Origin of the sequence: Aquitalea sp. ASV11 (genome assembly GCF_016429185.1) — a bacterium.
In the GTDB taxonomy this organism is placed as follows: domain Bacteria; phylum Pseudomonadota; class Gammaproteobacteria; order Burkholderiales; family Chromobacteriaceae; genus Aquitalea; species Aquitalea pelogenes.
In genome coordinates, this window is record NZ_JAELUD010000094.1 from 1 (window position 1) to 13,208 (window position 13,208).

Sequence of the window (13,208 nt, forward strand, 5' to 3'; positions counted from 1 at the left end):
CCCCCCCCCCCCCCCCCCCCCCCCCCCCCCCCCCCCCCCCCCCCCCCCCCCCCCCCCCCCCCCCCCCCCCCCCCCCCCCCCCCTTTTTTTTGCGTTCGTCTAGTGGGCTCGGAGATGTGTATAAGAGACAGGACCTACTCCAATAACTGGATTGGACTTTGGTCGCTGTTTTTCATTGCATGGTGAAAATGTTTCTGCATGCAATTTTTCAAGAAATCAAGTTAGGTCATATCATTTCGAAATTATAAATATTCTGCAGAAAATCGCTGATGGTCATCATTTGAAATTTGTTGATCTGACACCGTTTATTTGCACGGCTGATAAGTGTGAGGCTAGTCACGGTAATGTACTCTTTTATCGGGATGACAGGCACTTATCGCGCGAAGGTTCTCGTTATATTGTTTCAAAGTTGAAACTTCTGGATGAGTAATTAATCATTGGGCGAAGTATCATTCGGCTAATTGTTGGAATAAACTGATTCGACAAGGCTGTAATGTTGTGGCTCCTGAATGAGGCGATGGAATGTGATATGAATAGTAAATTCAATGTGGTTTTTTTCTCGGCGCTGACTGCTTTTATTGAGGTGAATGCATATGGTGCTGGGATTTCCTCCTCTGAAAATATGCTTGGTCTGCATCCCTATGCACAATATCAAGTGAATTACAGTAATAACATTTTTGATGTGCAAGATGCTAATGCTGCTCAGTCCAAATACGGGACCAGCAGAATGTCAGACACGGTGCAGTCCGCGACACTTGGTTTGCTCTATAACCAAAGTTATGGCCGGCAGCAAGTGCAATTGGGTGTTTCGGCTACGCATAACAAGTATGAGTATTTCTCGCAATACAGCAATAATGACAAGAAACTGAACTCATCATTAGCCTGGGTGATAGGCAGCAAGTTGACTGGTCATGCTAATTATGATTATTCGCAAACGTTGACGCCATTCAGGTATTTTCAGGTGACTGAAAAAACAATGACCAGCTATGCAACGGCCAATGCGGATGCCGTATGGAGCATTGCGAATCATTGGGGATTGACTGGCGGAGTCACTTCTGTGCGCTCTGATTATAATAATGCGCAACTTAATCAGTACGATTACACAAGTCTGGCTGCCAGCGTCGGGGTGTTGTATAAGACGGTGCAAGATAATGAATTTGGACTATATGCCAAATCCACCAATGGCAGTTATCCTAATACAACCGTTGTTAATGGTGCGACCCTGGATAACTCCTATTATCAGGATGAATATAATCTCAAGGCACGCTGGGTTCCCAAGAGTGATTTGAGCTTTGATCTGGAGGGTGGTTGGCAAACCAGACGCCGCAAGGATACGGATGTCGGTAAATATAGTGGCCTGAATGCCAGGTTGAGCAGCTACTGGAATGCTAGTGGCAAGTCTACCTTGGGTGTGAGTGCATGGCAGATGTTTAGTGGCTTGACCGAGGCTGATGCCAACTTTGCCCTGTCCAAGGGATATGCATTGTCCTGGCGTTATGCGCTGACAAGCAAGGTGTCTTTCTTGTCCCAGTATCGTTATGAAAACAGAAACTACAATGGTGTTTCCATTATCTCCGGTGTTTCACCTCTGGGGAGAAAAGATACCTATAAAAAGGCGAGTGTAGATATGACTTATAACGCTTATCAAAAGCTGGCCTTCCTGATGTCGCTGAGTAAAGAGAATAATGCTTCCAATATCAATGGCAGCAGTTATTCGGCGTTGGGTGCTAGCATTTCTGCAAAATACACGTATTGAGGGTGGTGTAAATGCTGAGCATGTATGACAGAACGATGCAGCATAACAATAAGCCGAGTGCTGTTTTCTCCTTATTGCATCGTTTTTTCGAGCCGCTGTTGATTGCGGTGTATTATCTGCTACTTAACTTCATTGTTGGTCGAACTGTCAATGAATACCATATTGATATCGCCATTGTTATTTTCTTCCTGGCGTCTTATATCTTTGGCTGGATGAGTACAGCAAGGGCGCGCCACGGTATTGCCTTCAATCTGCTGCGAGATTCCGTGCTGGATTGGGGTTTTGTCCTGCTTGCCTTTTATGCTGTCACGTGGTTAAGCCATCTGGATGACCATGTTGATGCAGGAATCTTGCACTTCTGGTATGTGAGTGTGGCCCCCATGCTGATTGCCAAGCGTGCCTTTCTGATTCATGTGATTCATCGCTATCACCTGACAGGCCAGGTACAGAAGGCGGTCATTATTGGGGTCAATCCGGCCTCCTTGAATCTGGCCAAGCGTATTCATGATTATCCGTCGCTGATGGTTAATCTGGTTGGTTTTTTTGATGATCGTGGTATCGAGCGGCAGCCGGAAGGTGCAAATATCGAGTTGCTGGGCGGTATGAAAGATGTGGTTGAGTTTTGCCGCAAGCAGAATATCAATCAGGTATATATCAGTATGCCCATGTCCGCCCAGCCGCGTGTGATGGAGCTGCTGGATGGATTGCAGGACACAACGGCATCCGTATATTTCATTCCGGATATCTATATTTTCAATTTGATTCGTGCCCGTTTCGACTATATCGGTGGTGTGGCAGTAATGGCAATCTGCGAAACACCATTTATCGGCTTTAACAGTATGGTGAAACGTGTGTCGGATATTGTGCTGGCTTCTATCATTCAGGTTCTGTTATTGCCTGTGATGCTCTGCATTGCCATTGCCGTCAAGACAACGTCCAAAGGCCCCATTATTTTCAAACAGCGGCGCTATGGACTGGATGGTGAGGAAATTATTGTCTACAAGTTCCGTTCCATGCGGGTAATGGAGGATGCCGCAGTGGTTACCCAGGCCAGCAAGGGCGACCCGCGGGTTACCAAAGTAGGGGCATTCTTACGCAAGTCCTCACTGGACGAGTTGCCGCAGTTTTTCAACGTGCTGCAAGGAAGAATGAGTATTGTCGGTCCACGGCCGCATGCGGTTGCTCACAATGAATTGTACAGAACCCAGATTAAAGGCTACATGTTGCGACACAAGGTCAAGCCCGGTATTACCGGCTGGGCTCAGGTAAATGGCTTGCGTGGTGAAACCGAAACGCTGGATAAAATGCAGGCACGTATCGAATTTGACCTGGAGTATCTGCGACGTTGGACTTTGTTGTTTGACCTGAAAATCATTCTCAAAACAGTGTCCATCGTGTTGAAAAAAGAAAATGCGTATTGATGCTTGTGCCAGTTTAAGGGATAGCATGAAAAATAATGCACTGAGTAAGCACTTGGGCTTTTGCTTGTTGTCAGCCATGTTGTTGACCGCGTGTAACAAGCCAAGCAATTCTGGCCAAGTTTTAGCCAAAGTAGGTGATGCCGAGCTGACCGTAAACCAGCTGAATGCCGAATTAGCCTCTTTGCCACAGCCTTCCAAGGCGGTGGCGATGGAAAATCTGGTATCGCGCCAACTGTTGGTCAATGCCGCTGTGGGTAAAAAGCTGGATCAGGACCCTGGCGTTCAAATGCAGATTCAACGCGCACGTGATGCTGTGCTTTCCCAGGCCTATATTCAGCAACTGGTGAGTGAACCACCCAAGGTGACGGATGCTGAAGTCAATGATTTTTACCAACAGAATCCGGCAAAATTTGCCCAGCGGACCGAATTCCAGTTTCAGCAACTGGTTTTGGAAAATGATAATGTTGATGAAGGTTTGCAAAAGACGGTGCAATCCGGCAGCTGGGATGAGGTTTCCGCTTACCTGGTACAGCATGGCTTGAAATACCAACGACAAATGGTGTGGAAGTCCAGTGCTGAACTACCTGCAGAGCTGCTGGAAAAGATAAGGAATATGCAGCCAGGCATACTGTTCACCGTTAAAGAACCAAAGCTTACAATTGTTGCAGTTATCCGTAACAAGTATAATGACCCGGTTGAAATCAGCGATGCCAAAGAGACGATTCGTCGCGTATTGGAGCAGAAAAAAGTGCAAGAAACGCTGACAACGCATCTGCAGCAATTGAAAGATGCCGCCAAGGTAAGTTATACCGAGCAAGCTAAGTCATTGAAATAAGAAGATGTTTGCCCCGCGGTGCCAAACGCCTGTCTTTATTAAATTGAAACCTGATTGGACTTGTTCCATGCAAAAAATTCTTTTCCTGTTTCTGGCGCTGTGTCTGTTTGTGGCGAAAGCTGCCAGTGCTGGTGATTTGCCTTTAGGGCCTGGCGATATTGTGCGTATCACCATTTATGGCGATACCAACCAGCCAACCGATACCCGTATTACGGATAGCGGGGATGTAACAGTACCGATGATTGGTCCTGTTCAGGTGGGGGGGCTGTCCACACCAGAAGCGGAACGCAAGGTTGCACAATTGCTGCGTGACAAGGGGTATATGAAAGACCCGCAGGTCAACATTCTGGTTACCACGGTGAATAGCCAGTTGGTATCGGTTATTGGTCAGGTCAACAAGCCTGGCCGCATCGTGCTGGATAATGGCCGCACTGTAACCGATATGGTGGCCAGTGCCGGTGGCGTGACGCCCGATGGTGGCGACCTGGTTACCCTGATCCGCAATGAAAACGGTAATAGCGTCAAATACCAGATTGATCTGTATGAGCTGTCACATGGGGGAGACCCGCAAAAAAACCTGCGGGTGAAAAAAGATGACGTAATCATTGTTGAACGTGCATCGCGGTTCTTTATCTATGGCGAAGTGCAGCACCCTGGTGCCTTCCGGCTGGATCGTGGCACGAATGTGCTGCAGGCAGTTGCCTTGGGTGGCGGCCTGACTGACAAGGGCACCATGCGTGGGCTGGAAATAAAGCGCAAGGATGCGGATGGAAAATTACAGAAAATCAAGGACATCAACGAGGAAACTGTTTTGCTGCCAGACGATATTGTGTACGTCAAGGAAAGCTGGTTCTGAATATTTTAACTACACAGTTTCCAATTGAGCGCCGGGAGTTTTATGGATATTGAACAGTTGTTACTCATTTTAAGGGCACGGAAAAATACAATCATCAAGGTATGGTTGTCCGTGCTTGTTCTTGTTGTGGTGGCCAGCCTGGTTTTCCCAAAAACCTATAAAGCCAGCACCAGTCTGGTGCTTAACTTCAAGGGCTTTGATCCTGTTTCTGGTGTTAACCTGCCTGCGCAATTGACACCCGGCTACGTGCCTACCCAGATTGATATCATTTCCAGCAAGCGTGTAGCCATGCGTGTGGTTGATATGCTGAAACTGGACAAGTCTGCTGCGTTGAAGGATTCATTTCAGGAGCAAACAGCAGGAGATGGCAATTTCAAGGACTGGATTGCCTCCATGCTGTTGCGCAAGCTGGATGTCGTGCCGTCCAAGGACAGTAATGTCCTGGAAATTACTTACAAGAGTAATGACCCCAAGTACGCAGCTACTATGGCCAATGCATTTGCATCGGCATATCAACAGTTGAGTGTTGAGCTGAAAGTTGAACCCTCGCAACAAGCGCAGGAGTATTTTGCGGGTGAAATCAACCGTCGCAAGGCTATCTACGAAGCAGCCCAGCGTAAATTGTCTCAGTACCAGCAAGAAAACGGCATTGTTAATGTTGATGACCATTACGACGTGGAAAACGCCCGCCTGAATGACTTGTCCAGCCAGTTGGTGCAAGCCCAGTCCCAGGCGATGGAAGCGACTTCGCGTCGTGCCCAGGTAAGAGGCGGTGGTAATTCATCTCCGGATGTCACCAATAACACCCTGATTCAAAACCTGAAAGCCAGCCTGGCAACTTCCCAGTCCAAACTGGCGCAGCTGTCGGAAAAGCTGGGCACCCGGCATCCGGATTATCTTGCTGCCAAGGCCGATGTTGATAATCTGCAAGCCGAACTGGACAAGCAAACCCATATTGCATCCACTGCGGTGGGTGGCAGCGCGCAAATTTATTTGCAGCGTGAAGGTGAACTGCGCAGTGCAGTAGCCGCACAAAAATCCAAAGTGCTGGATTTGAACCGCAAGCGGGATGAGCTGGCGGTATTGAGCCGTGAGCTGGATAGCGCGCAAGAGGCGTTCAAGTCTATCAGCGCACGTGCAACGCAGGTCAATCTGGATGCGCAAGCGGTGCAATCTGATGTGGCGGTATTGAATCCGGCTACTCCCCCGGCTTCTCCGTGGGCACCGAAACTGCCGTTGAATGTTGTTTTGGCAGCCATTGCCGGTGCCTTACTGGGGGTGGTTGTCGCCTTGGTGCAAGAGTTGTCTAACCGTCGCCTGCGCTCCTTGAATGAAGTGCTGGCATTGCAATTGGGCCCCAATCTGGCGGTCATCGATGATTTCAATCGCAGCGATTTGCCCTTGTCGGGCAAGAAACAGCGTTTTGCTTTTTTCCGCGGTAAAAAATCGTGATGAATGAATCCCGGATCGAAAGTAGGAACATGACACAAACAAATGCATTCGGTTTCAGTTCTGCCAGTCGCCGGCAAGGGCGCTCCATTGGCGTCATCCTGGTTGAAAGCGGCCGCTTGAGCCCCGAAAACGCAGAACGCATCCTGCAACTGCAAAAAGAGAAAGGCTTGCGTTTTGGTGATGCTGCCATGCAACTGGGCTTGCTGAGCCAATCAGATATTGACCTTGCCCTGTCAGACCAGTTTGATTTTCCCTATTTGCAGGCAGGCAACAGCAATGTCAGTGAAGAAGTGGTAGCGGCCTACAAACCGTTCGACAGACAAATTGAAAACCTGCGCAGCCTGCGTAGCCAGTTGATGCTGCGCTGGTTTGAAGACAAGCAGAATCAACCTACCTTGTGCATTGCAGGTACCCAGCGCGGCGAGGGCAGGAGTGTACTTGCCGCAAACCTGGCCGTCATTTTCTCCCAATTGGGTGAAAAAACTTTGCTGATTGATGCTGATATGCGCAATCCGCGCCAGCATGCGCTGTTTGGCATCAGCAATTCCCATGGTCTTGCTGCTGCCCTGACTGGCCGCGCCAATGAACCTTTGCATGCTATTGAAGGCTTGCCGGGTTTGCATATTCTGCCTGCGGGTAGTTCCATCAATGCGCAGGAGCTGCTAGGCCGGCCGGCTTTTGCCCAGTTGCTGGCGGAGTTTTCTGCTGTCTTTGACGTGATTCTGATTGATACCCCTGCATCCAGCGAGTACGCAGATATCAGCACCATTGCTGCTCGCACCGGCGCGGCGCTGGTTGTCGTCCGCCAGAATCACAGCCTGGCCGCAGAAGTAAAAGAGCTTGGAAATGTGCTGAATCAGGGCAGTGTCAATGTCGTCGGTACCGTGCTGAACAACTACTGATTCCGCTTACTGTTTTATTGGTAAAGGTGGGCCATGGCCCACCTTTTGATTATCAGAAATGGCATGATGATGTCACAGGCAAAAACTGTTTATGACAAGCTGACTAAAATACCCGGCGTGGTTTTTTATCTGCTGTTAGCCGGTTTTTTCATGCCTACATTGCTGGACTTATTGCATGGCCCTTGGGGTAGCGAGAAAAATGCACATGGTCCAATGGTGCTGATTGTTTCCATTGTTTTTTTTGGTATCAAGTACAAGCAGTCTGCACAGAGTAAACAACTGGTTTTGCAGCCAGATTATTTAAAAGCCTGGTTTTTTATCTTTACTGGCTTGTTGTTTTATATATTTGGCAGGTCTCAATTCATTTTTCAGTTTGAAGTATCAGCCTTTATCGTCATTCTGCTAGGTTGCTTTTTGTTGAAGCATAGCTGGAAATCAAGCCATACCATGTGGTTTGCATTTTTCTTCATGCTGTTTATGGTTCCGCTGCCGGTAACCTTTGTTGATATGGTTACCATGCCGATGAAGATGGCGGTTTCCTGGGCGAGTCAGGCTGTTTTGTTCAAGTTGGGTTATCCCATTGCGCGGGATGGTGTCATTCTGACAATCGGGCCATATCAACTATTGGTGGCAGATGCATGTGCAGGATTGAATTCCCTGTTTACCCTTGAAGCAATGGGCTTGCTGTATTTGAATATCAATCAGCACCAGTCCTGGCTGAGAAATGCCGTGCTTGGCGTGCTGATTGTGCCCATTTCTTTCATCGCCAACGTGCTACGGGTAATCATTCTTGTGTTGATTACTTACTATTTTGGCGATGCAGCAGGGCAGAGTTACTTGCATGGTTTTGCCGGTATTGTCCTGTTTGTCAGTGCGCTGCTCATCATCATGGGAGTGGATAGCCTGATCCAGCGTTGGGTTGGCAAGACGGGGCGTACAGAAGTGAAAGACAAGGCGGTAACGCCCGCTTTGCCAGAAAGGCAGGTTGTTGCAAGCGTGCTGTTGGCTGGCTGTTTTATTGCATCGTATCTGCTGGCTGGCTATTTGCAACCACAGGTAAACCACGCCGGGACAGTACCGCAATTCGAGAAGCTGTTACCCGAGCATTTTGCGCAATGGCAATCGGTTCCGGCATTAGTGCCGCAAGTTGACCTGACCACTAATACTGAGACCGGTAATGACTACGACAAACCTTATGATGCGGTGTTGATGCGCTCATACAAGGATAAGTCCGGCCATGTTGTCATGTTGGCCATTGCCTATGCCTTGCAGCAAACGCAGGAAATCAAGATTCATCGACCGGAGTACTGCTATCACGCTCAGGGTTTTACCGTGGCACGACAAGTTCCCGTCACCCTGGCGGCAGGTACGCAGCAATTGGCAGGTAATGGCCTGTTGGTACGGCGTAATGGACGTAATGAATGGGTGCAATACTGGATACGTATTGGTTCTGGCTTCCCCCGTACAGGTATGGATGCCCGGTTGCAATTATTGAAAGAAAGCATGAAAGGCCATGTACCGGATGGGATCCTTATCCGGGTATCCAGCCTGATACATGATGATGCTGAAATTCCACAGCAGACTGCGTTACAACAGAAATTTCTGCAAGATATGCTGGGAAGTATTGCGGCTAATGAATTGCCGGCTTTGCTCGGCTCGCCTGACGCAACTTCTCCTTTGAATAATAAATAATTGATCAGTGGGTTTTGATAATGAAATGTTTGTGGATTGCCAGAGAGATTCCATTTCCGGCCAATAGCGGCGACCGTATTTACAGCGCCTTTTTGTCGCAGGCATTTGCAGCCAGCAATGGTGGGCTTACCTTTGTAGCACTGGAAAACGAAGGCGAAAAAGCCGAGTTTGATACCTCTTTGGTAAAGCTCATTACCGTAGGTGGTGGGCGTTATTCACTCTTGCGTGGCTTGCTCAGCTCCATGCCGCTGGTGAGTGCTGTACATGCAACGCACCCCTTTCACCAGGCCATGGATAAATTGTTTGCTGAAGAGTGGGATGTCATTGTATTCGACCACTATGCATCTGGTTGGGCATTACAAAAGTACCTGCGCAAGGTTGGCAAGCAGAGCAGGGCAAAAATGGTGTATATCGCCCACAACCACGAAGAAAAGGTATTGCGTGCGGTTGCTGCCGAATCCAAGACTTCATGGGTGAAAAAGCTGGGTTTCTGGCAAAACTACTTCAAGGTGAAGACCATGGAGCGCTTCATGGTGGAGCGTGTGGATGTGGTTACCGCCATTACGGAAGAGGACAAGCAAACTTTCCTGCAGAATACCCCAGGCAAGCATATCGAAATTCTGACGCCGGGTTATTCTGGCCGTGTGGTTCAGCAAAGAACGCTATTGGAGAGTGACCCGATGAGCGTGGTCATGCTGGGTTCTTTCCATTGGGCAGCCAAGCAGGAAAACTTGCGTCAGTTTCTGAAAATTGCCGACCCCATATTCTTGCAGGCCGGCGTTACCTTTCATGTCATTGGCAGCATGCCGCAGGCCTTGCGTGACGAGCTGCTGCCCCAGCTCAAAGCCAGCAAGTTGCATGGTTTTGTAGATGACCCCGCGGCCATTCTAGATGCTTCCCGTATAGCGCTGGTACCAGAAGCTATTGGTGGTGGTTTCAAACTCAAGTTCCTGGATTACATCTTCCAGCGTTTGCCGGTTGCCACGCTGGAGGATGCCGCATCAGGCTTGCCGGATGAAATCAGAGAGCAGATGATCTGCAGTAAAACGCATGAGCAGATGGCGCATGACATTGTTGCCAATATTGTTGATATCAACCATTTGAACGCAATGCAGGAAAATGCGTTCTCGTTGGCTAGCAATCTGTTTCTATGGGCCGATCGAGGGGATGCCTTGTTGAATGCCGTGAGTGCACTGGAAAAGCAGTAGGTGAAATGATGACCGCTAAGAAAAACAAGATAAAAATGGTGCTGACACGCCTGGTGTCTTATTTGCCAACTAATTCACTTCGCTTGATGGGCTACCGTTTGTTCTCGTACTCGTTTGGTCAGGGCTGTAAGGTGGACTGGGGCGTATGGATCTGTGTGGACCGCTTTACCGCAGGTAACAAGCTTTCCATTCGACGCAGAACGCGGATATTGGGGCCGATTAGCGTTGACTTCAAGAATAATGTTCTGGTGGGTCGAGGAAATCGAATCGAATGTGGCTGGTCGGCAGCAGACCCATCCAATGCAAGTAAAAACTATGCACGATCATTCAAAGTCGGCGAGAACTGTCTTTTGCATGAAGACCATTTGTTTGACGTCTATGGTTCCATTCATATTGATGATGGTAGTTGGGTGGCAGGGTTTGCCTCACAATTTCTGACTCATGGTGCCAGTGCGATGGACCGGGATATTTACATTGGCAAATCCTGCTATGTGGGTTCTGCCGTTCGTTTCGCACCAGGTGCCTGTATCGGCGATGAATGCATAGTTGGAATGGGTGCTGTTGTAACAAAGAAGTTGGAAGATGCTCGTCGCATTCTTGGTGGTATACCTGCCAGGGTGTTGCGTCAGCGTGAAGCTGATGATTCATTTGTTTTTGTCAAGTCCTGGTAATACGAGTCAAGAATGAATATTAGTCGCTACAGACCGGATGTTGATGGGCTAAGAGCTATTGCCGTGCTTGGGGTGGTACTTTTTCATGCCGGCCTTACCTGGATAGGTGGAGGCTATGTTGGTGTCGACGTCTTTTTTGTTATTTCCGGTTACCTTATTACTGGAAATATTTTCAAGTCATTACAATCAAATTCATTTTCGTTTTTGAATTTCTATGGCAAACGCTTGCGCAGGATTCAACCTGCTCTATATGCAACATTGTTTGTATCATTTCTGATTGGTAGCATTTTTTATGTGCCGGTTGATTTGAAAAGTTTTGGTCAATCACTTGTGGCGGCAACGCTTTTTAGCTCGAATATTTATTTCTTTTTCAAAAGTGGATACTTCGACCCGCTTGCTATTACCAAACCATTGCTACATACCTGGTCGCTTGGGGTGGAGGAGCAGTTCTATATATTTTTTCCATTGTTCATGGTTGTTTCTTTTAAATATTTAAAAGAAAAGCTATTGACTGTGTGTGTCATTTTTTGTGTGGCGTCGTTCATTTTTTCCATTTGGCAGGTTGCACATCAGCCTGTTGCTGCATTTTATCTCCCATTCTCCAGAGCCTGGGAGTTTGCAATTGGCTCGATTGCGGCACTTGCATATGACAATATTTTCAAGACGCAAGTTCAGAGAAAAATTATTTCACTTTTGTCTGTACTGCTCTTATTTGTACCGATTTTTACTTTCACGGAGCAAACATCTTTTCCTGGAGTAAATGCGCTGTTTCCTTGTCTTGGCGCAGGGCTGTTGATTTATTTGCATCGTACTTCAAGAGGCTTTGCATTCGATTTTCTTGCTTCACGTCCGGTAGTGTTTGTTGGGAAAATTTCTTATTCAGTCTATCTGGTTCACTGGCCGTTGGTCGTGTTCTTGCAATATGTGCTATTAAGAAAACTGGATGGTATTGAGGTTTTACTATATCTACTTGTTGTTATTGTAGTGGGGTGGCTGTCATGGAGGTATGTGGAAGAGCCATTTCGGCATAAAGGTTCCATTATATTCTCGAATAAGGTGTTTTACCCTGCACTGGTGGTGGTTTCAACTGTGTTTGTGATGATTGGTGTGGCATCCCACGTTTATTCAGGTTTCCCATCACGACTTTCGCCGCAGGCAAGAATATATGCTGATGCAGCATTGGATACTAATCCAATGCGGGAACAATGTGATTCACCTTCGGTTGCAAGAATAGCGCGGGATGAAGTTTGTAGGGTTGGAAGCCCGCAGGCGTTACCCAATTTTGTTTTTATCGGCGATAGTTTTGGTGACGCATTGGTGCCCGGTATTGATGCTGCGGCCAATCGTTTGAGTAAACCAACTGCCGGTTATGCTCTAACCCATAGTGGTTGCTTTCCACTTCCAGATGTTGAGCAGTTGAGTAACCCTTCATGTAAGGGCGTGATGGATGCCAATATTGCATTTATCAAAAGACATCCTGAAATTCGTAGAATTGTGATGGTGGCACGTTGGACGTCAGCTGCTTTGGGGAATAGATTTGGGCAATTTGAACAGGGCGGCTGGGTTATAAAAGATAAATACTCAACAGGTCAGTCTGTAAAAGATAATAAAGTTGTGATGCAACGCGCTCTTGAAAATTTAATAAGCCAGTTTCCTGATAGGCAGTTTGCTTTTATCGCATATATTCCAGAGCAACAGTTCGATATACCTAGAAGTCTTTATCTTTCTTCGATTTTCAACTTAAACCAGTATCGAGGTGTGAAAGCTGAAATTCATATGAAAAGACAAAAAATTGTGCACAGTATTTTTGATGAGATAAAGACAAAATATAGTAATGTTCAAGTTTTAGACGTTGGGGCTGCAGTATGTTCTATATATTGCCCAGTAAATTTGAATTCTACTGTTTTGTATGCTGATGATAACCATCTCTCAGCAAAAGGGGCTGTAAGTTTCTCTCCTCTTTGGATAAGTATTCTTGGCACTACGGCTTATAATTGACTTTGCGAGTGGTTGCTTTAATTTTATGCGGATTTATGATGAAACGTATTGCTGAGTTAGATGGTTTGCGTGGACTATTAGCCCTCTGGGTCGTGATTTATCACCTATGTGGGACATTGCCACAAGTAAAAATTGCCATTACGAATCATTTTCCGATTTTTATGGAGGCATGGTTTGCTGTTGATGTATTCTTTATGATGAGTGGTTTTGTAATGATGCATGTTTACGGAAATGTTTTTTCGATTGATTTAAGTTTTTCTAATTTTAAAAATTTTATATTGGCTAGATTTGCAAGACTATATCCTGTCTCTTATACACATCTCCGAGCCCACGAGACGAACGCAAAAAAGGGGGGGGGGGGGGGGGGGGGGGGGGGGGGGGGGGGGGGGGGGGGGGGGGGGGGGGGGGGGGGGGGGG

Annotated in this window: 13 protein-coding genes; all 13 read left to right on the top strand. The window is 47.4% G+C overall.

The window, feature by feature from the left end; translation table 11 throughout:
- Positions 1-186 (top strand): hypothetical protein (locus JHD62_RS19640; protein WP_199104298.1); only part of this gene is annotated, 186 nt, incomplete at its 5' end.
- Complete coding sequence (locus JHD62_RS23115) at positions 176-430, top strand: SGNH hydrolase domain-containing protein (RefSeq protein ID WP_370541098.1); 255 nt, start codon at positions 176-178, stop codon at positions 428-430. The genes JHD62_RS19640 and JHD62_RS23115, both read left to right, overlap by 11 nt.
- Before the next feature lie 99 nt (positions 431-529).
- Entirely contained in the window at positions 530-1,756 is a 1,227-nt protein-coding gene (locus JHD62_RS19645; protein ID WP_199104299.1) for an outer membrane beta-barrel protein, read from the top strand.
- A gap of 11 nt (positions 1,757-1,767) precedes the next feature.
- On the top strand, positions 1,768-3,177 hold the full coding sequence (locus JHD62_RS19650; RefSeq protein ID WP_233161114.1) for an undecaprenyl-phosphate glucose phosphotransferase: 1,410 nt from the start codon (positions 1,768-1,770) through the stop codon (positions 3,175-3,177).
- Positions 3,167-4,012, top strand: coding sequence for an EpsD family peptidyl-prolyl cis-trans isomerase (locus tag JHD62_RS19655; RefSeq protein ID WP_199104300.1), 846 nt, complete (start codon positions 3,167-3,169; stop codon positions 4,010-4,012). The genes JHD62_RS19650 and JHD62_RS19655 overlap by 11 nt, the downstream gene beginning before the upstream one ends.
- Positions 4,013-4,016: 4 nt before the next feature.
- Positions 4,017-4,868, top strand: coding sequence for a polysaccharide export protein EpsE (gene epsE / locus JHD62_RS19660; protein ID WP_199104301.1), 852 nt, complete (start codon positions 4,017-4,019; stop codon positions 4,866-4,868).
- Between the two features lie 42 nt (positions 4,869-4,910).
- Positions 4,911-6,320, top strand: a complete 1,410-nt coding sequence (gene epsF, locus JHD62_RS19665) for a chain length determinant protein EpsF (protein ID WP_199104302.1) — start codon at positions 4,911-4,913, stop codon at positions 6,318-6,320.
- Positions 6,321-6,349: 29 nt separating this feature from the next.
- Complete coding sequence (gene epsG, locus JHD62_RS19670) at positions 6,350-7,222, top strand: chain length determinant protein tyrosine kinase EpsG (RefSeq protein WP_199104303.1); 873 nt, start codon at positions 6,350-6,352, stop codon at positions 7,220-7,222.
- Between the two features lie 33 nt (positions 7,223-7,255).
- Positions 7,256-8,914 (top strand): exosortase B, encoded by a 1,659-nt coding sequence (xrtB, locus tag JHD62_RS19675; protein ID WP_199104304.1) that lies wholly within the window; start codon positions 7,256-7,258, stop codon positions 8,912-8,914.
- Between the two features lie 20 nt (positions 8,915-8,934).
- Positions 8,935-10,122, top strand: coding sequence for a glycosyltransferase family 4 protein (locus tag JHD62_RS19680; protein WP_199104305.1), 1,188 nt, complete (start codon positions 8,935-8,937; stop codon positions 10,120-10,122).
- A gap of 5 nt (positions 10,123-10,127) precedes the next feature.
- Entirely contained in the window at positions 10,128-10,793 is a 666-nt protein-coding gene (locus JHD62_RS19685; protein WP_199104306.1) for a hypothetical protein, read from the top strand.
- Between the two features lie 12 nt (positions 10,794-10,805).
- Positions 10,806-12,791 carry an acyltransferase family protein gene (locus JHD62_RS19690; RefSeq protein WP_199104307.1) on the top strand — a complete coding sequence of 662 codons (1,986 nt, stop codon included), beginning with the start codon at positions 10,806-10,808 and terminating at the stop codon, positions 12,789-12,791.
- A gap of 38 nt (positions 12,792-12,829) precedes the next feature.
- Positions 12,830-13,208: acyltransferase family protein (locus tag JHD62_RS23120; RefSeq protein ID WP_199104308.1), on the top strand; the 379-nt coding region annotated here is incomplete at its 3' end.

Excerpts from the sequence above, each read along its gene's own strand:
- JHD62_RS19645 (WP_199104299.1), top strand. The coding sequence starts at position 530 with ATGAATAGTAAATTCAATGTGGTTTTTTTCTCGGCGCTGACTGCTTTT.
- JHD62_RS19650 (WP_233161114.1), top strand. The coding sequence starts at position 1,768 with ATGCTGAGCATGTATGACAGAACGATGCAGCATAACAATAAGCCGAGT.
- JHD62_RS19655 (WP_199104300.1), top strand. The coding sequence starts at position 3,167 with ATGCGTATTGATGCTTGTGCCAGTTTAAGGGATAGCATGAAAAATAAT.
- epsE (WP_199104301.1), top strand. The coding sequence starts at position 4,017 with ATGTTTGCCCCGCGGTGCCAAACGCCTGTCTTTATTAAATTGAAACCT.
- epsF (WP_199104302.1), top strand. The coding sequence starts at position 4,911 with ATGGATATTGAACAGTTGTTACTCATTTTAAGGGCACGGAAAAATACA.
- epsG (WP_199104303.1), top strand. The coding sequence starts at position 6,350 with ATGACACAAACAAATGCATTCGGTTTCAGTTCTGCCAGTCGCCGGCAA.
- xrtB (WP_199104304.1), top strand. The coding sequence starts at position 7,256 with ATGGCCCACCTTTTGATTATCAGAAATGGCATGATGATGTCACAGGCA.
- JHD62_RS19680 (WP_199104305.1), top strand. The coding sequence starts at position 8,935 with ATGAAATGTTTGTGGATTGCCAGAGAGATTCCATTTCCGGCCAATAGC.
- JHD62_RS19685 (WP_199104306.1), top strand. The coding sequence starts at position 10,128 with ATGATGACCGCTAAGAAAAACAAGATAAAAATGGTGCTGACACGCCTG.
- JHD62_RS19690 (WP_199104307.1), top strand. The coding sequence starts at position 10,806 with ATGAATATTAGTCGCTACAGACCGGATGTTGATGGGCTAAGAGCTATT.